The 20,582-nt window shown below is 51.9% G+C and carries 18 protein-coding genes; 10 read left to right on the top strand and 8 right to left on the bottom strand.

Annotated elements, in window-relative coordinates; all coding sequences use genetic code 11:
- Positions 1–28 precede the first annotated feature (28 nt).
- From LQV63_RS16550 to LQV63_RS16540, 3 genes are all read left to right on the top strand, one after another.
- Positions 29–763, top strand: coding sequence for a DUF4367 domain-containing protein (locus tag LQV63_RS16550; RefSeq protein ID WP_233697556.1), 735 nt, complete (start codon positions 29–31; stop codon positions 761–763).
- A gap of 108 nt (positions 764–871) precedes the next feature.
- Entirely contained in the window at positions 872–2,218 is a 1,347-nt protein-coding gene (locus tag LQV63_RS16545) for an ABC transporter substrate-binding protein (protein WP_233697555.1), read from the top strand.
- Between the two features lie 45 nt (positions 2,219–2,263).
- Positions 2,264–3,619, top strand: coding sequence for an ABC transporter substrate-binding protein (locus LQV63_RS16540; RefSeq protein ID WP_233697554.1), 1,356 nt, complete (start codon positions 2,264–2,266; stop codon positions 3,617–3,619).
- A gap of 412 nt (positions 3,620–4,031) precedes the next feature.
- Here the strand turns inward: LQV63_RS16540 and trpB are convergent, their stop codons facing one another.
- Positions 4,032–5,201 (bottom strand): tryptophan synthase subunit beta, encoded by a 1,170-nt coding sequence (gene trpB, locus LQV63_RS16535; protein ID WP_233697553.1) that lies wholly within the window; start codon positions 5,199–5,201, stop codon positions 4,032–4,034.
- Between the two features lie 320 nt (positions 5,202–5,521).
- On the opposite strand from trpB, the gene LQV63_RS16530 reads away from it, so the two are divergent.
- Positions 5,522–6,403: an ROK family protein gene (locus tag LQV63_RS16530; RefSeq protein WP_325175892.1), complete on the top strand. Its 882-nt coding sequence runs from the start codon at positions 5,522–5,524 to the stop codon at positions 6,401–6,403.
- An 88-nt stretch (positions 6,404–6,491) separates the two neighbouring features.
- Here LQV63_RS16530 and LQV63_RS16525 read toward each other — a convergent pair whose 3' ends face one another.
- The 4 genes from LQV63_RS16525 to LQV63_RS16510 all read right to left on the bottom strand — a co-directional run bounded on the left by LQV63_RS16525 (position 6,492) and on the right by LQV63_RS16510 (position 8,672).
- Positions 6,492–6,764 carry a hypothetical protein gene (locus LQV63_RS16525; protein WP_019421358.1) on the bottom strand — a complete coding sequence of 91 codons (273 nt, stop codon included), beginning with the start codon at positions 6,762–6,764 and terminating at the stop codon, positions 6,492–6,494.
- Between the two features lie 54 nt (positions 6,765–6,818).
- On the bottom strand, positions 6,819–6,992 hold the full coding sequence (locus LQV63_RS16520) for a hypothetical protein (RefSeq protein ID WP_019421357.1): 174 nt from the start codon (positions 6,990–6,992) through the stop codon (positions 6,819–6,821).
- Between the two features lie 23 nt (positions 6,993–7,015).
- Positions 7,016–7,678 carry a TetR/AcrR family transcriptional regulator gene (locus tag LQV63_RS16515; RefSeq protein ID WP_233697552.1) on the bottom strand — a complete coding sequence of 221 codons (663 nt, stop codon included), beginning with the start codon at positions 7,676–7,678 and terminating at the stop codon, positions 7,016–7,018.
- Positions 7,679–7,859: 181 nt separating this feature from the next.
- Positions 7,860–8,672 carry a substrate-binding domain-containing protein gene (locus tag LQV63_RS16510; RefSeq protein WP_233697551.1) on the bottom strand — a complete coding sequence of 271 codons (813 nt, stop codon included), beginning with the start codon at positions 8,670–8,672 and terminating at the stop codon, positions 7,860–7,862.
- 230 nt (positions 8,673–8,902) lie between these two features.
- Between LQV63_RS16510 and ptsG the strand changes: the two genes are divergently transcribed.
- Positions 8,903–10,504 (top strand): glucose-specific PTS transporter subunit IIBC, encoded by a 1,602-nt coding sequence (gene ptsG / locus LQV63_RS16505; protein WP_407672931.1) that lies wholly within the window; start codon positions 8,903–8,905, stop codon positions 10,502–10,504.
- Positions 10,505–11,290: 786 nt separating this feature from the next.
- On the opposite strand, the gene LQV63_RS16500 is transcribed toward ptsG, so the two are convergent.
- The 3 genes from LQV63_RS16500 to LQV63_RS16490 all read right to left on the bottom strand — a co-directional run bounded on the left by LQV63_RS16500 (position 11,291) and on the right by LQV63_RS16490 (position 15,130).
- Positions 11,291–12,493 carry an MFS transporter gene (locus LQV63_RS16500; RefSeq protein WP_233697550.1) on the bottom strand — a complete coding sequence of 401 codons (1,203 nt, stop codon included), beginning with the start codon at positions 12,491–12,493 and terminating at the stop codon, positions 11,291–11,293.
- 29 nt (positions 12,494–12,522) lie between these two features.
- Positions 12,523–13,101 carry a TetR/AcrR family transcriptional regulator gene (locus tag LQV63_RS16495; RefSeq protein WP_019421350.1) on the bottom strand — a complete coding sequence of 193 codons (579 nt, stop codon included), beginning with the start codon at positions 13,099–13,101 and terminating at the stop codon, positions 12,523–12,525.
- A 490-nt stretch (positions 13,102–13,591) separates the two neighbouring features.
- Entirely contained in the window at positions 13,592–15,130 is a 1,539-nt protein-coding gene (locus LQV63_RS16490) for a multicopper oxidase family protein (protein ID WP_233697549.1), read from the bottom strand.
- A gap of 326 nt (positions 15,131–15,456) precedes the next feature.
- On the opposite strand from LQV63_RS16490, the gene bioD reads away from it, so the two are divergent.
- From bioD to LQV63_RS16465, 5 genes are all read left to right on the top strand, one after another.
- Entirely contained in the window at positions 15,457–16,230 is a 774-nt protein-coding gene (gene bioD, locus LQV63_RS16485; protein ID WP_233697548.1) for a dethiobiotin synthase, read from the top strand.
- A 24-nt stretch (positions 16,231–16,254) separates the two neighbouring features.
- Positions 16,255–17,259 (top strand): biotin synthase BioB, encoded by a 1,005-nt coding sequence (gene bioB / locus LQV63_RS16480; RefSeq protein ID WP_325175891.1) that lies wholly within the window; start codon positions 16,255–16,257, stop codon positions 17,257–17,259.
- 35 nt (positions 17,260–17,294) lie between these two features.
- Positions 17,295–18,488 carry an aminotransferase class I/II-fold pyridoxal phosphate-dependent enzyme gene (locus LQV63_RS16475; RefSeq protein ID WP_233697547.1) on the top strand — a complete coding sequence of 398 codons (1,194 nt, stop codon included), beginning with the start codon at positions 17,295–17,297 and terminating at the stop codon, positions 18,486–18,488.
- Between the two features lie 154 nt (positions 18,489–18,642).
- On the top strand, positions 18,643–19,599 hold the full coding sequence (locus tag LQV63_RS16470; protein WP_233697546.1) for an alpha/beta fold hydrolase: 957 nt from the start codon (positions 18,643–18,645) through the stop codon (positions 19,597–19,599).
- On the top strand, positions 19,538–20,575 hold the full coding sequence (locus tag LQV63_RS16465; RefSeq protein ID WP_233697545.1) for a methyltransferase: 1,038 nt from the start codon (positions 19,538–19,540) through the stop codon (positions 20,573–20,575). The genes LQV63_RS16470 and LQV63_RS16465 overlap by 62 nt, the downstream gene beginning before the upstream one ends.
- Positions 20,576–20,582 lie beyond the last annotated feature (7 nt).

Raw genomic sequence — 20,582 nt, 5'->3', positions numbered from 1 at the left:
TTGATTGAAAAGAGAGGAGCAATACCCCATGAAAAACACGATGAAATTAACAATCACTACACTTTGCAGCATCCTGCTGCTAGGTTCCATGAGTACAGCTGTACAGGCAGCACCGTCCCAACCGTTCAGTAGCATCGCGCTCAAAACGGCAGCAGCCAAGGCTCCGACTGATGCAGAGAAAAAGAAAATGATCGAAGCGGAGAAGAAAAGGATAGTGCAAATCAAAAAAAATCCGGGGGATGTTTATCTCCTGTATGTCAGTGACAAGAAACTGAATGGCGGAAGTGAGTTTTTGTATTATGTGGAGTTCCCGAAATTCAAAAAATACGAAGAGTACGAGAAATGGACATCTAAATTGAAGGGAGCAATCGTGCAGGAGCCAGAGGGGATGCCAGAAGGATATACCTTTGTTAAAGGAGAAGTTCAGAGTCCATTCAGCAAACAGTTCGAGGCACAAGTAAAGGCTGAAGCCAAAGGCAAAGTGGTATATTCCAAAAAGATGGAATGGACGGAAGCGGGAGAGATCAAACTGGAGTACAAAAAAGGAAAAAATAATATCATTTTCCACATGCAAACGGATTATACCGAAGATAAGGAGACTAAAGAATACAGATACGAGTCCGCCGCAGATAGCTTAAATACTGATCGAAATCAACTTACCTGGTCGGAAAAGGGAAAGATGTTTTACATTTCTACGAATCCCGAAAATCCATTGACGAAGGAAGAGCTGATCGAGCTTGCGAAAACGATGATTAAAAAATAAGTCTGTTAAATTCGGTAAGCAGAATACGATGTACGTGTAATCATACAACTGCCGGTACAGGTTGCCGGCAGCTTTTGGACACGGAAGTAAAGGAGAATGGGAGACGAGATGCGATGGGGTTCGTGGTTGAAGCAAGGCACGATTCTGGTTAGCATTATGGCTCTGGTGAGCGGATGCTTCGGAACAAAGCCTGTACTAGAGGAGCTCGGAAAGGATGGCCGCGGCAAATTAAAAGTGCTTTCCTATGATGAGGGCGATTTCTTTCGAGAATACGGAAATGTATTTACGCTCAAATTTCCGAATATCGACATTGAAGTGGTCGAGACCAAGGGATTATTCCAGCAAACGAAAAAAGGCGTTGATTATGGGACGGCATTAGCGAAGCTGATTGATGAACAGCAGCCCGATATGTTGACTCTGCCATCTCAATATTATGAAGAATACGCATTGGACGGCAAATTATATAATTTAGAGCCGATCATCAAGCAGGAGCAATTCGATCTGGAAGGGTTCATGCCAGGCTTGATTGATATGGTGAGAGAGAAGGGAGGAGGCACGCTATTTGGCCTGCCGCCGTTTTTCTTTACGGATGTGATTTATTATAATGCCGATTTGTTCAAAGCGAATGCGATAGAACCGCCAAAAGGCGGCATGACCTGGAAGGATCTGTTCGATCTGGCTGCGCGCTTCGAAGATGCGGGAATGCCTGGGCTATATGCTGGCGATGAGAACGCGGTTCGGATGCTGAATCGCATAGCGGACACATGGGGCCTGCAGGAATTCGATGCTAAGGGGGAGAATATCTTGCTCGAATCCGAGGGCTGGAAGCAGGCATATCAAATGGTGACGGATGCAATACGTGCCCGCGCGCTGCAGGTTCAGAAATCGGGAGATACGAGGTTTCTCCGTTCGTCCGATAATCTCTTCCTGCAAGGCAATGCTGCTATGACCATTGGTGGATCAGGCTTTATTCGTGAGTTTAGCGATTCGAGCAACAAGAAGGCGAGCAAGATGGATTGGGGAATGGTTCCTGTCCCTATTGATCCCACCCACCCGAATGAAACGCCAAGCGCGATTTCCTATGAGTATTTTGCCATAAACGAGCAATCGAGCAATAAGCGGGCGGCCTGGGAATTTGTTAAGTACGTCAACGGACCGGAGATGGCGAAGGCAAGCTCCACCATGTACTATAAGCTGCCGACGCGAACCGGATTCGTCAAGTCGATTCAGGGCAAGAGTACAGAAGCTTTCTATGCATTGCAAATAAAAAATAGGAAATTCGAGTGGGCAATAAAGCGGATTCCTAATGAATTCAACAGTGCATATGCTCCTTTGCGGGAAGAAGCGCTACAGGCCATCATTGAAAATGAGAAAACCGTGGATGCAGCCTTGGCAGAACTACAGCAGAAGGCACAGGCAGCGCTTCAGAAGGCGCGCCAAGACAATGTGAAATAAAAGAGATCGATGAATAGGCGTGCAAAGGAGAAGTGAAGTGAAGAAATGAGGCGAACCGGAAAACGTAAAGCGGCTGTACTGCTTCTGCTCAGCACCGTCCTGCTCATAAGCGGGTGCTTCGGGAATAAGCCCGTGCAGGACGAGCTAAGCGGTGAAGGCAACGGGAAGCTGAAGGTATATTATCCCTATGTAGAGGACTTCCATATCAAGTACGGCCAGTTATTTAACAGCCAGTACCCTGACATTGAAATCGAAGTAATCCAGTCGTGGGATGAGGGGGAGGGCGAACCGAATGAATTAAGCCCATTGGAAAAGTTACAGCGTATGATAGAGCGCCAGAAGCCAGACGTGCTCGTTCTAAATCTGGATGAGTATGATCAATTATCCAGCATGGGCAAGCTATATGATTTGGAATCGGCCTTCAAGCAGGATCAATTCGATTTGGACGGCTATGCGCCAGGCTTGATCGACATGCTGCGTGAAAGGGGAAACGGTTCTCTATTTGGACTTGCTCCCACGCTCAGAGCTTCGTTCCTTTACTACAATGCGGATATGTTCAAGGATATGCATATCGATCCGCCGGTCGACAAGATGCCTTGGAAGGAGCTATTCGAACTGGCTGCCCGGTTCCATAACGGCAGAACGGATGAGGATACTTCATACGGATTGATGGATAATGAAGCTTCTGACGTATTGCGGGGAGTTGCGGCTGCGATGAATCTGCAGCTGTTCGACGCGGAAGGGAAGCAGGTGATGCTGCAATCCGAAGGCTGGAAGCAAGCGTTTCAGTTAACGGCCGATGCGATCCGGAACAAGGCGGTATCGGTTCGTCCGCCGCAGCAGGACGGCGATCCTGGATCGCGTTATATATTGGCCATGAACAAATTCGTTAACGGGGAACTCCCGATGATTATCAATGATTCGTCCTTTGCTGCACACATTGGCGGGTCTTCCAAGATGAATTGGGGCATGGTGACCGCCCCGATCGATCCGGCGCGCGTGGATGAATCCGCGAGTACCTATGCGACACAAATATTCGCGATCGCTGCGGATTCGACGAATAAGCGAGATGCTTGGGAGCTTGTCAAGTTCATGAACGGCGCGGCGATGGCAAAGGTCATATCCCGCACCGGAATAAGCGAGCTGCCGGCGCGGACAGGATATATTCCGAGAGGCTTGGAAAGAGGCGCGGAATCGATTTATATGCTGAAGCCGGCGAAGTATCGGGCGAATGAGCCGTGGAAGAAGAACATCCCGGAGAGCTTCTACCAGGCGTATTCTTCGCTGGTGAATGAAGCGCTGCAATCCGTTACCGATAATGAGCAGTCAGTGGACGAGGCGCTGGCGGAGCTGCAGCAAAAGGCGCAGGTGGAGCTCGAATTGGCCCGCAGGAATAGGTAAGCGACGAATACAGATGGCCAACCGGCGGAGTCTGGTGCATTGTCTGGCGGCAGCAGACCCCTGTGAATAGGGAGAGGAGAATTTTTCGCATGAAAAACATGAGCAAGGCGGCAATTGCGGCATCCGGCTGTTCGGTTCGCTGAATATAGCCGCAGAGGCGGCATCGCAACCAACGAAGGCAAAAAGTGCCATCACGGCGGACTCCAAAGCTTCTTCCGTCCAGAATAACAAAAAGATTGCCGAGGCGGAGACGGCCAAATTAACCAAAGCCAGTAAAAATCCGGGTGATTTTTTGCCCTGTACGTAAAAAGCGGCATGGGCGTCCAGCCGGACAGTGAACGATTGAGTAAAACGTGAAACAGCCATAGTCCCGTTCCCATGCGGACTATGGCTGTACTGCGCTGCTTTGCTGCTATTTGTTCGCTTTGAGCATCTCGAACACTTGCTCCACATCTTTGTCTCCGCGGCCGGAGATGTTGATGATGACGATCTGATTGCTGTCCAGCGCCGGAACGAGCTTCAACGCGTGCGCGACCGCATGCGCGCTCTCCAGCGCCGGGATAATGCCTTCCGTCTTGGACAGCACTTGGAACGCTTCGAGCACTTCTTCATTCGTCACCGTCACGTATTCCGCGCGGCCTGATTCTTTCAAATAGCTGTGCTCCGGGCCGATGCCGGGATAATCGAGTCCCGCCGCGATGGAGTAGGTTGGCGCCGGATTGCCTTCCTCGTCGAAGAGAACGAGACATTTGAAGCCGTGCAGAACGCCAGGCACGCCTTGCGTCAGAGTCGGGGCTTGTTCCGGCTCCACGCCAATCAGCCGCACCGCAGGCTCGTCCACATAATGCGCGAAGGCGCCGATCGCGTTGCTGCCGCCGCCGACACAAGCAATCACGGCATCCGGCAACCGTCCTTCCTTCTCCGTAATCTGACGCTTCGATTCTTCGCTGATGACCGCTTGGAAATGCTTCACCATCGTCGGGAACGGATGAGGCCCGACAGCGGAACCGAGCAGATAGAAGGTGTTTTCATAGTTCTCCACCAGATCGTTCAATGCCTCGTCTACGGCATCCTTCAGCCGCCCCTGCCCTTTCGTTACCGAGACGACCTTCGCGCCCAGCAACTCCATGCGGAACACATTTAGCGCTTGACGGCGGATGTCTTCGGCTCCCATATATATAACGCATTCCATATCGAACATCGCGCAGACGGTCGCAGTCGCTACGCCATGCTGGCCGGCTCCCGTCTCTGCAATGATCCGATGCGCGCCCATGCGCTTCGCGAGCAAAATCTGCCCGAGCACGTTGTTGATTTTGTGGGATCCGGTATGGTTCAAATCCTCGCGTTTCAAATATATCTTCGCGCCCCGGAGCTTCGCAGTCAAATGCTTGGCAAAGGTAAGTGGGCTTTCCCGTCCGACAAATTCACGCAAGTACGTTTTGTATTCTTCGATAAATTCCGGGTCATCCTTGTAATGATAAAAAGCTTCGGCAAGCCGATTCATTACATCTTGCAGCTGCGGCGGAACAAAGCTGCCGCCAAATTGACCAAACATTCCTTGCTGAGACGTCGTAACGGTCATGGTGTGGCTCCTCCTTAGTGGCGCGTTTTAGCAAAATAACTTGCTCATATTTTAGCGCATCAGCTTGCGAAAGTCTATCGAGAATTCGGGTGCGGAACACCTGCAAAAGGGTAGAAAGCTCAGCATATGTGTCCGAATTTTAGATGATGCGCGCAACTTATTGGAACATCCGATAGGCGATGTTATAATGAACAGGATGGAAGCGTTATCGTGCTGCCGCGCGACAGATAGGTAGAATGCGCGGCATTACGCGGATTGGCGGGTAACGCCGCCTGAACATCGCAGAGAAGGACAGGCTTGGAGAAGGTGAGGGAGAAACAATGAAACTGTTAGGTGCAATTGAAGGCGGAGGTACGAAGTTTGTCGTCGCCGTAGGCACGCCGGATGGACAAATTCAACATATCGAGTCTTTCCCGACGACGACGCCGGAAGAGACCATGGATCGTACGGTTGAATTTTTCAAGGATAAAGGGGTATGCTCCATTGGCTTCGGATCGTTCGGTCCGGTAGACTTGAACAAGCAAAGCCCGACTTACGGTCATATCGCGAAGACGCCGAAGCCGCATTGGAGCGGCTATGATGTCGTCGGCCACCTGAAGCGCCATTTCGACGTTCCGGTAGGATTCGACACCGACGTCAATGGTGCGGCGCTCGGCGAATTAATCTTCGGCGCGGCCAAGGGCTTGAACAGCTGCCTGTACATTACGGTCGGCACCGGCATCGGCGCAGGCGCGGTAGTGGAAGGCAAGCTCGTGCATGGCTTGGTTCATCCGGAGATGGGACATATCATGGTGAAGCGCCATCCCGAAGATACGTATGAAGGCAAATGCCCGTATCACAAGGATTGCTTGGAAGGGCTGGCGGCCGGACCTGCCATTGAAGGTCGTTGGGGCGTGAAAGCATACGAATTGGGCGATGATCATAAGGCTTGGGAATTCCAAACCTTTTATTTGGCGCAAGCATTGATGAACTATATATTGACGATCTCCCCTGAGAAAATCATTCTCGGCGGCGGCGTATCGAAGCAGCTTCACCTGTTCCCGCGCATTCGCGAGCAAGTGAAGGAGCTGCTGAACGGCTATGTGCAGCATCCTGCTGTATTGGAGTGCGGCGACGATTATATCGTTCCGCCGGCGCTGCAAGACCGGGCCGGCATTACGGGCGCGTTGGCGCTTGCGGTACAAGCGTTGGAAGCTGAATAATTCAATGGATGCATAGGAAAGGGGCTGCCCCAAAAGTCATAATGAATGACGGTGGCTGCCCCTTTTTTGTCAATTATAATCGTTGGCTTTATTTGGAGATACTTCTAAGTGCACTGAACACATTGACACCCACTACAATGATTCCGGAACCAAGCAAGCCCCATGCCCATAGGTGCAGGTTGAACAGTAGCCCCGCACCTCCCGCAGCCAACAGAACAAGTCCAATACCTCCACTGATTACTGCACCTTTGTATACTGCTTTTGGGGATGGGTGGGTTGCTTTTTGGGCGCGATTCATCGCCTTATGATATGTGTTGTTAGACAGCTTTTTGGTCGCTGCAAGTATTTTTTGATTAACCATTTGCAATTAGCGCCTCCTTATTCAACCATTCACATTTAAATGACAAGCAGCTCACTACCGAATCCCCGCATTTATTACTGCGCTGATTAGGGCGAAGACACCGAACACGATCGCCCAACCTGCCCACACATTTTTATAACCCTTACGTTTGCTCAGCAGCCATCCAATAATGCCTGCAATCAACACCGCACTTGCGATCGTTGACCCTACAATAAATCCGATGTGCATCACCGAGCCCCCTTTGTTAACATTCATTGCCCATCTTGTGAATATCCGCCCATATTCGCGTACAGGTCGGTTGCTTTCTCAATTAATGCATCACTGACAACATCAACACCTAACTGCTTCATCATCTGCTGTAAAAATTGTAAACGACGAAGGGTATCCGAACGGTTGCGTTCAAATAAAACCGGGTTTATCCATATGTTCAACAGCAACAAGAAAATCTCCGCACATTCAGTCGGATAATCGGTAACAATGGATCCGTCTTCTCTACCTTGCAACATAATTTGAGCAATCCGGGGAGCATCCTTAATGACACAGTCCTTGATCCCTGTCACTACAAACTGCGGGTTCTTGATCTGTGAGCTCAACACGCTGTCTATGGAATGTGTATCTTTGTCTGTGGCAACCGCTTCTAATATACTCACAAGCTTCTCTCTTGCATTATTCGCTTGTGTATTCTGAATTAACATGTCGAACATCTCTGTCGTAGATTGAGAGCGCTGCTTCATGACCGCATCCAATATCTCTTCTTTTGATTTAAAATGGTGGTATATTGCTCCCTTTGACATTCCTAAAGCATCAATAATGTCCTGAATGCTAGTTTTGTCAAAGCCTTTCTCGGTGAACAGTTTTGCTGACACCGTTAGAATTTGCTCCAATGTCTTCTCGGGATATTTGTTTCTTGCCATTATCCATCCTCCTATTAGATACCGACCGTTGGTATTTATATTTTTTCATAAAACAGTTGCTTCGTCAATCCTTTCTTAATTATCCGCCACTTGATGTCAGTTAACGAGAGAAGGGGCTGTCCCTTAAGTAGAAATTCTACTTTTGGGACAGCCCCTTTGTAATTCGATTTAATATCGTTTTTTAGCTTCTCGGTGCCGCGGTGGATTCTCGTGCGATGAGCTTCGTCGGCAGCAACAGCTCCATGAACGGCTCAACCTTGTGTTCCATGCGCCAGAAGAACTGCTCGACGGCTTTGCGGCCGAACAGATTCAAATCGACGGACATCGTTGTCGTCGTGGGCGTGGCCAAGCGGGATAACTGCCCGTTATCAAAGCTGCAGACGGATACGTCATCCGGCACCTGAAAGCCAAGCTGATGCAGCGTGGAGTTGGCGAGGAACCCGAGGCCATCGTTCACGCAAAACCAAGCGGTCGGTTGGGTTCTGATGGCTTTCATCGTCTGCATCATATATTCCGACTGCTCAAGCGCATCCGTCACGATCCAGTCCGGATTGACATCGAGTCCCAAATCGCGCAGCGCCAGTTGGAACCCATCCAGCCGCTCGTAGTAGCTGGGTGAGAAGCTGATGTTGCCCATAAAGCCGATATTCCGGTGCCCAAGCTCGAACAGATGCTGAACGGCCTCATATGCGCTGAAGCGATTGTTCGTCAAGATGCAGTCGATATGAATGGCCGGATGATGATGGTCAATTAGCACTGTCGGAATGCCGGTGGCAATAACTGCGTTCGTGTAAGCCGTACTAAGGTGAGACAAAATAAGGATGCCGTCTACGTCCAGATTTTCCAAAAACGGCGGCAAAGTAAGCTCAAGCTCCGATTCTTTGTTGATGGATTGGATAAGCAGATGCTTGCCGCGCCCTCTCGTCTCCTGCTCCACGCTTAAATAGATCTCTCCGAAAAAGCTCTTCTGCGCATCGAGCCGCTCATCAGCCACCGCTTTCGCTTGGGCGAGCTGCCGGCCATTATGGCGCGCTACCCTGAATTGGGAGTTTCCAAGGGTGTTGTCGTATATGAAGTATCATGAATTTGTATGAGTCTACATGAAGTTATGACTCTGTAAATCAGAACTCACCCGCGTGCATAGCACTAGAACGGATTGGAAATGGTAACAACAGGGTTCTCATCCATTCTGAAGATCATGCACATAGTTAGGGGTTGAGTTCTATGTTTAAATCCATATTCGGCGTGCTGCAAAAGGTCGGCAAGGCACTGATGCTGCCTGTCGCCATTCTGCCTGCTGCCGGCATTCTGCTCGGTATCGGCAATGCGCTTCGCAATCCGGATCTAATTGCAAGGATTCCGGTGCTGGGCAGCAGCGCCATCAGTATCATCTCCAGCGTGATGGAGCAAGCTGGGGGCATCGTGTTTGATAACTTGTCCTTATTGTTCGCTGTCGGGGTAGCCATCGGTCTGGCCGGGGGGGACGGTGTGGCAGGGCTCGCCGCCATCGTCGGATATTTCGTCATGAATGTGACGATGAAAGTGATAATGAACGTAACGCCGGACATGGTGGAGACCAACTTCGCGTATGCCATCGTTCAAGGCGTGCCGACGCTGCAGACGGGCGTCTTCGGCGGCATTATTATCGGCATCACGGCGGCAGCGCTATATAAGCGTTTTTTCACGATTGAGCTGCCCTCATACCTTGGCTTCTTCGCGGGCAAGCGCTTTGTTCCGATAATAACAGCCGTCACGTCGCTTATTATCGGGATCGTGATGGTGTTCATATGGCCGCCCATTCAAGTTGGTCTGAATGCATTCTCTCATTCGCTCATCGATTCGAACCGCGCGCTTGCGGCCTTCATCTTCGGCATCTGTGAACGGGCGCTCATTCCATTCGGATTGCATCACATTTTCTACGCGCCGTTCTGGTTCGAGTTCGGGGAATATGTGAACAAAGCAGGCGAGCTGGTCCGAGGGGATCAGAAGATCTTTTTCGCCCAATTGAAGGATGGTGTCGAGCTGACGGCGGGTACGTTCATGACCGGCAAATATCCCTTCATGATGTTCGGGCTGCCGGCGGCAGCACTCGCCATATACCATGAAGCGCGTCCGGAGAATAAAACGCTCGTGGCGGGGCTTATGGGCTCGGCAGCGCTCACGTCGTTCTTGACCGGAATTACGGAACCGCTCGAATTCTCTTTCCTGTTCGTGGCGCCGCTTCTCTTTGCCGTGCACGTCTTTTTTGCGGGCCTTTCGTTCCTGACGATGCATCTGCTCGGCGTCAAAATCGGCATGACGTTCTCCGGCGGCGTCATCGATTACTTGCTGTTCGGCGTGCTCCAGCACCGGACGCCTTACTGGCTCGTCATCCCGGTCGGCTTGGTGCTTGCGCTCATTTACTATTTCGGATTCCGCTTCGCCATCCGCAAGTTCAATCTCAAGACACCCGGAAGGGAAGCGGCCGCACTGGCTGCTGCCGCTAGGCAAGGAGCGGCAACGGCGGGAGAACTGCCGCGCGGCATACTGACAGCGCTTGGCGGCAAGGACAACATCGCTTCCCTGGATGCTTGCATTACGCGCTTGCGTGTACAGGTCAAGGATAAGGGCGATGTGGACAAAGACCGATTGAAAGAGTTGGGCGCTTCGGGGGTGCTTGAGGTCGGCAACAATGTGCAGGCAATATTCGGAACCCGCTCAGAGACGATTAAGCATCAAATTCATGAAATCATCAAACAAGAGGACATGGAACTGGATACGGGCGAATCCGATGAAGACAGGGATCGAGGGAAGCGTCCAGACAGTGATCGCAGCGAGAACGATTAGAGCGGATGCATTTGACCGCTCTCTTTTCTTGTACAAGAGGATGACGGAAAGAACCTTCAATGCGTATTGCCATATCGCCAAGCGGTTCACGCCTGTCCCTAAAGCCCTGCTAGGGCAGGGGTTCGGGCTTACAGGAGCGAGGCGTATCCAGAGCGAATGTTCCTATTTCGACCCTTTGGTTCACTCTGCCCTTCATTCAGAAAACTAGCATGTTTCTCCTCCTCGCCATGGCGGATATGTTGTTAGGGTCTTGAACAATGCGTCATAGATCCGCTCTCCCCTACAGTCAGAATAGAAAGTGGTGGAACCTCCGATCAGAATGTAATAGGCATTATTGTATGTAAAACGGCCACGAACCCCCACCACCTACTAAAAGCCCAATCGATACAGAGATCACTAAGCGGCGGCGCAGCCTGAAAGCAGATCTATGTTCCATTGGGCTTTTTGCTGCGCTACGCTCCGCAACCGCGGGTACTTGGATTAAAAGCAAAAACGGGCTGGAACGGTGACAGGTACCACGGGGGTGGAGCGGAGCAACGGGGTTCAAGCGGTGGCCGAGGACATCAGCTATGAAATTGAGAAGGGCCACGATTGGCTTGACCTATAGGCCAGGCTACTTGAAAGGACGGATGAAGATGAAGAAAACGGAAATGATTTTGCAGCTAAAGGCAGATTACGAGCGGTATCAAGAAGGGATATATCTTCTGGATGGGGCAGTACCAGCGAAGCTGGCACTACCGACAAAGTAAATGGTGTTATTTATAAATACGCCCCGCGCTTTTCAAATTATTCCGCTAAGCTTTCTCCCAATTGTTTTTCATTCCACATGACTGTAATACCGAGGCCAATGACCATAATGACAGCAGCGAAAAGATAAGGATAGTGGATGTTTACGTCAAATAGTATTCCTGCCATCGCTGGCCCGACGATATTACCTAAGCTCGTATAGGTTGAATTCATTCCAGCAACAAATCCTTGCTCTTTCCCGGCAGCTTTTGATAAAAATGTCGTCAATGCCGGACGAAGCAAATCAAATGCGAGGAAGATGAAGCAAGTTACCGCCAGCACGGCCAAATAGCTAGAGATCAAGGTGGACGCCACCGCCAATATTGCACCTGTAATTAAACATAATTGGATCAGTTTCTTTTCACCGAGTTTTTCTACCATTTTTCCAAACATAAATACTTGCGCAATAACGCCGAAGATTGAGCTTATTGTAATAATGGCTGCAATGTCCTTCGGCGTGAAGCCGAATTTATGATCAGAAAACAGGCTAAAAACCGTTTCATATGCTGATAAACCGAAAGCGAGCACAAATACAATGATAAATGCGATAAAGTAAAGCGGATGAAGTGATCTTTTTAAATCGCTTATAAAGTTTGTTTGCTTTGTATTTGCGGAAATTTCTGCAAGCTGTTCCTTTGTCAGCTGCTCTTTTAAAATAAATATGGACGAAATGCATGCTAAAAAGGCAATGGCTGCCGCAAAGAAGAAGGGCATGCGTATACCGTATTCTGCAATAAAGCCACCGATGCCAGGTCCTATAATAAAGCCCGTGCTAATCGCGGCAGAAATATAGCCCATCGCTTTTGGCCGTTCCTGAACGGATGTAATATCTGCAACATATGCAGTAACCCCTGGCATAACAAAGGCGGCACTAATTCCCCCTAGAATCCTTGATATATAAAGCACCGATACATTCGTGGCCAAACCAAAGATAAGTTCTGAAACACCGAAAAGGAATAAGCCGATGATGATGATTTTCTTTCTACCGTAACGGTCAACCCATCGTCCTGCGAGTGGTGACATAAGCAGTTGTGCCACCGCAAAGGCGGCAACAAGATAGCCCATCGTTTTGCCTGATAAATGCATAATATTCATAAAAGACGGCATAACGGGGATGATGAGACCAATTCCTAGAAAGGCAATGAATATATTGCTTAAAAGAATAAGTAATACCGTCTTTTGTTCTTTTATTGTTTTCTTCATGTATCAACACTTTCTTTCTGTAAGAATCATTAATGTGAAATACCTCTCCAGAATACGGTCCAAGAGGCTGCTAATTTATCCTTCAGCCGTTTCTCATCATTGCCGTATACAAGCTCCAGCATAATGGAATCGACTACTCCTAAGAAGGCGAGGGTCGGCGTTTTTGCTGCATCTCCGACTATTGCTTCAGCATCGATCCAAGCCTGAAATTTACTTTCCAGTATCGACTGCACCTTCTCCTCGATATCGATTACTTCCTTTTCGATTGCTTTTGCGAGATGTGCCGGTGGAAAAAAAGACATACGCAGCCAAAATTTTAACTGCTCATTTTTTTGGAATAGATCGATTACCAATTGCAGAAATCCGTATAAATCTTTTTCGGGATTTTTTGAATCAATGTTGCTGAAATATTGAAGCTTTGAAGATAGCTCCGTCTCTTTCGCATCACGTAAAACTTGCAGAAAAAGATCATCCTTTCCTTTAAAATGGGCGTAAATGGATTGTTTTTTCATGCCGACTTCTTCAGCGATTAGAGAAAGGGATGCTCCTTCATAACCATGAATTGTGAAATATTTTAGAGCGGCCTCCTTAATGCCATTGCTTTTCAATAAAACCACCTCCGATTTAACGAACGTTCGTCAGTTATATTAGCAAATGAAATAAATATAAGCAAGCGGAAAATAGATTTAGATATCTAAACAAATTATTTTTATGTTGCATCCTTTTTATTTTTGTTTTACTGTCACATTTTTGTGTGGATGGTTCGTTGTATAGAGTGATAGGGGGTGAATCTTAAAGCAGCGGTGAAAAAATAGAATTGTACGTTGAAAACGGAGGCTCAAAAAAGGAAAGCGGTATACTCCAAGAAATACACTTGGACGGTTACTGCATTGCGAACGCAATGCAGTACGTCACTAGCACTGATTAAAAAATTGAATTTCTGAAACCACAGATCAGAATTGTCGGAAGAGACAAGAACATATACACATAGAGGGGATAATACCAAGCTTCCTGGGCTTTTCAAGTACAAAGGGGCTATCTCAAAATGAGGCAGCTCCTTTTTTGAATCAAGTTAAAGTTGTGCGGGCCCAATCCGTTTTACTCGGCGATGACGGATGTCATCATGCCGCCGTCCTCGTGATTCAAAATATGGCAGTGAAACATCCATTCTCCTGCTTCATCGAAGCGGAATGCAATGTCTACATACTCGGCCAGAGGGACATTGACGGTATCCTTGAACAACTCCCGCGCCGGCGCTTCGCCGTTGAAGGAGAGCACTTGAAAGTGTGTGCCATGCAGATGCATGGGATGCGCCATATGATGGTCATCGTTATAGATTCGCATTGTATAAGTGCGGCCAGTCTCGATGCGAAGGGGCTCTGTATCGGGAAAGGCTTGCCCGTTAATCAGCCACGACATGCGATGGTTCATCATGCCTCCCCTCATCGCTCCTCCATTCGTCATACCTTGATTCATCTTCCCGTCGCTTTCTAGATTGCCGCTCATCATGCCCGAATTCAGGCGTACCGTAAAGTCAGGCGACTGAGGCGCTTCCGTCAGCAGCGGACGGGGCGCAGGTGCAAGGAACGGTGATGCTGTTACTTCGTTCCGTTGTCCGTTATATATGATCGGCAGACGCATGCCGCGGCCCCGGCCGTTGGTCAGCTCGAAGCTGCCAGCGCTATAGCTGCCCAGCAGCTCGGCGTCGACACGTTCTCCGGGACTGATAAGGATCGTATCGGATTCAAACGGCTCCGCCAGCGCCGCTCCGTCCAAATGAGTCACACGAAATGTATGTCCCGGCAGGTTCAGCTTCTGCGAGTTGACGGTTGAAGCATTGACGAACCGCAGCTTCACGAGCTCCCCTTCCTTTAAGGTTAACGCAGGAATGGCAGAGCCGGTCTTGCCATTTATCGTGTCGAATTCATCGATCTTCATCTTCCCCGAAGCTTGTCTCTCTTCTAACATCCAATCATCCAATACAAGCACGATATCACGGTCATACTTCAGATCTGCCGCTGTCTTAATAACGAGAGGAGCGTACAAACCTTGCTCGACCTGTTCTTCGACCGGACGGTAGTGCGAGTGATACCAGTATGTTCCGGTCTGCCGGATTGTGAACTCATACTCATGCCGGTTGCCGGGCTGCATGTCGATGCCGGGACCGTCCTGCCGAATCGGAACCTTCAAGCCGTGCCAGTGGATGTTGGTACCGACATCCAACTGATTGTTTACGTCCACGGTGACGCGATCCCCCTCCGCAAATACGAGCGGCGGCCCGGGAACTTGTCCGTTATAGCCCCAAATGTCTGCTTCGCGTCCGTCTCCGAAATTGTGCCGCGCCTGTTGTATTGTCAGTGTGATCGGTTTATTTCCTGGCTGCGGGCGAATTGAGGTCAATTCAAAAACACCGAAGTCATCTGCGGTGCTGGCGGGTAGGGCTGATTGCTCCTGATCGTTCGAGCCGGACGGCGTACTGTTATTCTCTGCCGCGCCCGCGTCAGACGAAGCGTTGAACCGCGTCTCCGCTCCGTCTGGCTGCCGGGAACAGCCTGACAATAAGGCCAAGAGCAGCACGGTTGCAACCGAGATTGTTAGAAGCGGGCGGAGACGATGAGATGGTTGAAAATGACGCATATTTGGTTCCTCCTTGATGATAGACATTTGACATTTTAGTACATGAGGGCATTTTCGTTATATCGCAAACCTATCAAGGGTCGAAAAAGGTATGATCCAACATCCAACAGCTGCAGTATAGGGAAGCGGGCTAAAGAATCGCTGGAAGAACAGCGTACCAAAGATGTGTGTGGATTTTATGTAGAGGCAGTTCATGTATGTTTACCTTTCATGTATTAATTTGGTTAACAAACTCTTGTGCTGATTCCGCCATTCCGGTAAAATGGATGAATGTAATGTCAACTCTATATTTCTATACATAGGTTTACAAAGAAGAGGTGCCCAACATGAAACCGCAAATGCAACGAGGGTCAGGGGATAGCAAAGGATTGTTCGTTTCCTCAACGGGAACGGGCGTTGGCAAGACAGTTGTCACTGCGGGGATTGCGGCTTATTTACATCAAATTCGGAAGCGGAAGCTACAGCTATGGAAGCCGGTGCAAAGCGGTGTGATTATGGGAGACCCGGAAGCGGACAGTTATCGCTTGCGAATGGGAAGCGGGATGACCGAGCTCCCCGAGGAAATGCTGGCGACTTGGACGCTGCGCGATCCGCTGGCGCCCTGGATGGCATTTGAACGTGCAGATATTGCATTTTCGTTTACGGCTTTGCTGGAGGAAGGGCGTAAGCGGTTGGAACAACAGGCATTTCTGTTGATTGAGGGCGCAGGGGGAATCGCCGTACCATTCTCGCAGCGGCATACGATGGCGGATATGGCACATGAACTCAGGGTGCCACTGTTGATCGTATCTTCGCCGGGTCTGGGGACGGTTAGTCATACGGTTACGGCGGTGCATTACGCACGCGAACGGGGAAATACAGACATCGCCATAGCGTTTAGTGGTCCTCCGACGATGGCAGAAGTGAAGGAAGCAGAGGAGAACGCCCGCATGATTGAGACGATGGCGGATGTTCCTGTACTGGGACATGTGCCTTGGCTTCCGCAGCCAGATCGCGCCCGGGCGACCGAATCGTCAGCATGGGCGATGTGGCAGGAACAGTGGCTAGCTTCGTTTACTAGGATGACCCGGTTTACGCAATGGCTGCATGAACGCGAATAAAGATGAGAAGAAGGAGCGATGAGGATGAGCGACACAATGATAATAGTGGAGACAGATTGGCGTAATTTGGCCAGAAAGGCGATTCAGGGAGAGGCTCTCACCCGGGAAGAGGCTCTGAGTGTGCTGCGCGCAGATGATGATGAGCTGCTCGCGATTATGGACGCGGCGTACCGCGTGCGCCGGCACTATTTTGGCAATAAGGTGAAGTTGAACCTGATTATTAACGCAAAGAGCGGATACTGTCCTGAGGACTGTGGATATTGCTCGCAGTCCAGCGTATCCGACGCTCCAATTGAGAAGTACACACTGCTTGAGAAGGATATCCTTGTGGATGGTGCGAAGAAAGCGATGGAGATGCAGGCGGGTACGTATTGCATCGTTGCCAGTGGGCGCGGACCGACGTCACGTGAGCTGGATCAGGTCGTGGCTGCAGTGGAGGAGATTAAATCGACGATGCCAATGAAGATCTGCGCCTGCTTGGGCATCCTGTCGCAGGAGCAAGCGAATCGGTTGAAGCAGGCCGGTGTTGACCGCTACAACCACAATCTTAATACGAGCGAAGGCCATTATTCTCATATTACGTCCACGCATACGTATGCGGACCGCGTACATACGGTGGAGACGGCGAAGCATGCCGGGATGTCGCCGTGCTCTGGCGTCATAATGGGGATGGGCGAGACGGACGAACAGCTCGTCGATGTCGCGTTCTCCTTGCATGAGCTGGACGCGGACTCGATTCCTATTAACTTTTTGAATTCGATTCCGGGGACGCCGCTTGCGCATTTGAACGATTTGGACCCGCGCCGCTGCTTGAAAGCAATTGCGATGTTCCGCTTCATCTGCCCGTCGAAGGAGATTCGCGCATCCGGCGGACGTGAAGTGAATCTGGGCATGCTGCAGCCGCTTGCGCTTTATGCGGCGAATTCGGTGTTCGTCGGGGACTACTTGACGACCGAAGGGCAGGAAGCGACGGCGGATCATAAAATGATCGAGGATTTAGGATTTGAGATTGAACAATGTGCGCTGTAAATAGCGTTATCAATAATTCGGAACGATGGGCGTGGATGAAAGAGGAATTGGATGAGAGGGAGCGAATGGGGCGGCTGCGCCGCTTGTCGACCGCCATCTGGCTGGAGAACGGATGGATCGAGCGCGACGGCAGACGGCTCTTGAATTTGGCGTCCAATCATTATTTAGGTCTCGCTCCTTGGATTACTGAACAGGGGTGGGAGGCATTACGCACGGAGACAGAATCAATGGGTGAACCTGGAGTTCGAATAGGTTCTGGAGCTTCACGGCTCATCGTTGGTCACGATCCGCACCATGCCACGCTGGAGCGGGAGATGGCGGAATTCAAGCAAAGGGAAGCGTGCCTTGTCTTTACGAGCGGCTATATGGCAAATGCGGGTGTCATTTCCGCGCTTGTGGGCCGTCAAGACGCCGTCTTTAGCGATCGCCTGAATCATGCGAGCATCGTCGACGGCATCGTGTTGAGCCGCGCGCATCATGTGCGCTACCCGCATCGGGATTTGAACCGCCTGGAGGATCAACTGAAGAAGTGGAGCGTCGGCGTAACCAGTGGAGCGGGACGGGCGCCGCGAAAGCTCATCGTCACTGATTCCGTATTCAGCATGGATGGAACGGAGGCGCCGCTGACTGATCTGGTGACGCTGAAGGAGCGCTATGATGCCATGCTGATGGTCGATGAGGCTCACAGCGGCGGCGTGTATGGGCCGGAAGGGCGCGGGATGTGCCATGAGCTTGGCTTGCATGAGCGCGTGGACGTTATTATGGGCACGTACGGGAAGGCGTTTGGAGCCGTCGGGGCCTATATTGCAGCGGATGACATCGTCATCCGCTATTTGGTGAATCGGGCGCGCACGTTCATATATAATACCGGGCTGCCGCCGCTTATGGCAGCCCTCATTCGTGCCCGGCTCAGCGAGGTGCGCGCTGCAGATGAAGCGCGGTCCGAGCTCATGCGCAAGGCGGCGCTGTTCCGCGCGCGGCTGCGTGCCGGCGGACTGGACATCGGCGAGGGCGCGAGCCATATCGTGCCGATCATGCTAGGCACGGATGAGCTCGCGGTTGCGATGAGCGCCGCTCTGGCAGAGACGGGCATCGCGGGTGTAGCGATTCGGCCGCCGACGGTGCCGGAAGGATCGGCGCGCATCCGTTTTGCGCCGACGCCGATGCATCGCGACGAGGATTTGCTGTGGGTGGCGGATACGGTCGCACGCTTGGCGCGAAATATCTAGGCTCAACGCTTCTTAGTGTAGAGACAGACATGCCAGCTTCGCTGGTGCCGCATTTACGATAATAGGCAGTCGGAAATGGAAGAAGATAGAGCAGCCATGGATGATAGTAAGTATGACGCGAGGTTGTTAATGATGGAGATAGGAAGATATGAAAATGATGTCCAAACAGATAGGGATGAACGGTACAACGGCAGCGAATGGAGGCGGAGACGCTTCCGCTGCGAAGGCGAAGCGCCCGAAGCTGTTATGGGTGCACGGCTGGGGGATGTCACCCGAGACGTGGCGGCATTTAGCCGCTGAGCTGCCCGCATTAGACCATCGCTATGTGTCGTATGCCTCCTGCCGCACGATAGAGGAGCTCCGCGAAGCGGTGAGCCTGCCCTTCCGGCTGGAGCCGGAAGGGGAGTGGCATGCGATCGGCTGGTCGATGGGCGGAATGCTGCTCCTCGAGGCGCTTGCCGCCTGGATGGCGGGGCCATCTTCCCCCGCCATGCCAGCTGTGCGCAGCATCGTCTTCTGTGGGACGACGCTGCGCTTCATTGACGACACGGGGCAGGCCGGTTGGCCCGACCGTGTCGTAGCGCGCATGCGCCGCCGCTTGGCGCATGCGCCCGAGGAGACGCTCCGCGCGTTCGCGGAATGTCTCCCTTCCGCGGCCGAGCGCGATGACGCCGGGCTGCGGCGGGTGCTTGCGCAGTACCGTGCGCGAACGGCGTGCTCTGCGCCTGCGCCCATGGCAGCGGCTCAACCCGCGTCGCCTGAGTCTGGCGTGCATGCATTCACGCCGGAAGGGCTTGAAGCCGGTCTTGCCTACCTGCAGCAGGCAGACCTTGCCGCGGCGTGGGCGCGGGTGACGGCGGCACCGGCGGGGCCGCGCCTGCTATGGCTGCACGGGGCGGACGACACCGTGTGCCCGCTTGGTGCGGTGAAGCGGGCACAGGCGCTGAACGGACAGCGGAACGCTGCCCGCTTTGCGGTGCTGCCGCAGGCCGGGCATGTGCCGTTTCTTACGCAACCGGCTCGCTGGCGAAAGGAGTTGACGTCGTGGTATGACAACGACATCGGATTCAACAGAGACTCCGCGTCCATTTCTGGGCGCGAACGTGAATAAATCGCTTGTGCAGCGCCGCTTCGACAAGCATGCGCACGAGTATGACAGCTATGCCGAGGTGCAGCGCGTGATGGCGCACGAACTGGCACAGCGCATTTCGATGAGCTATTCCGGACCAGTCTCCCGGATTGCAGATATCGGCTGCGGTACGGGACTGCTGACGCTTGAACTGCTTCGGTTATTTCCAGAGGCATCCGCGACCCTTGTCGATATGTCGCCGCAAATGGTTAGGGCGGCTTGCACGAAGCTGGAGCAATTCGGTACAGCCGCACGGCGCCTCGATCCCGTCATCGCCGATGCGGAGGCGTGGGTGCAGGAGCAGGGCGGACAGAGGGGAAGCCGTGATCGCGCTCAAGCTTACGACCTTATCGTCTCCAGCGCCGCCTTTCAATGGTTCAACCGTCCGGCGGAGACGGTAGGCGGGCTGCTTCGCCTGCTTGCTCCGGGCGGAGTGCTGGCCTTCGCTACGTTTATGCCGGGGACGCTGTACGAGCTGCACGAGTCCTTCGGAGAAGCCGAATCGGCGCTCGGCTTGCCGGCGGTTCCACGCGGACTGGCATACCCGGCGCGGGAGGATTGGCTTGGGTGGCTGAGCGCGCCTGTAGGAGCCGCCGTATCTGAGGCCGACGAACGGGCTGCTGATACGGCGGCTCCTACAGACAATCTATCATGCATAACTGCTGCGGTATCTTCAGCGGCTCCTGCAGCTCTGTCGTCCTATAAAGCGTTGCCGCCTTCTGTCACATGGGAAGAGGCTAGCTACCGCTATGCTTTCCCGGATGTGCCGGCGATGCTGCAGCAAGTCCGCCGCGTCGGAGCGGGCAACGCCGTCGCAAGCAGTGCTGCCGCCGGCGCGTTGAACCGTACGCTCTATCGGAAAATGGTAAAGTGCTACCACGACCGTTATCGGCTTCCCGATGGGCGCATTCCGCTCACCTACGAGGTTGCCTACGGCATCGTTGAGCTGCAAACATAACGAAATC

Source organism: Paenibacillus profundus (genome assembly GCF_021369635.1).
Taxonomy (GTDB): Bacteria; Bacillota; Bacilli; order Paenibacillales; family Paenibacillaceae; genus Paenibacillus_B; species Paenibacillus_B profundus.
Note: the sequence above shows the minus strand (reverse complement) of the source record. Positions and strands in the feature narration are given on the sequence as shown.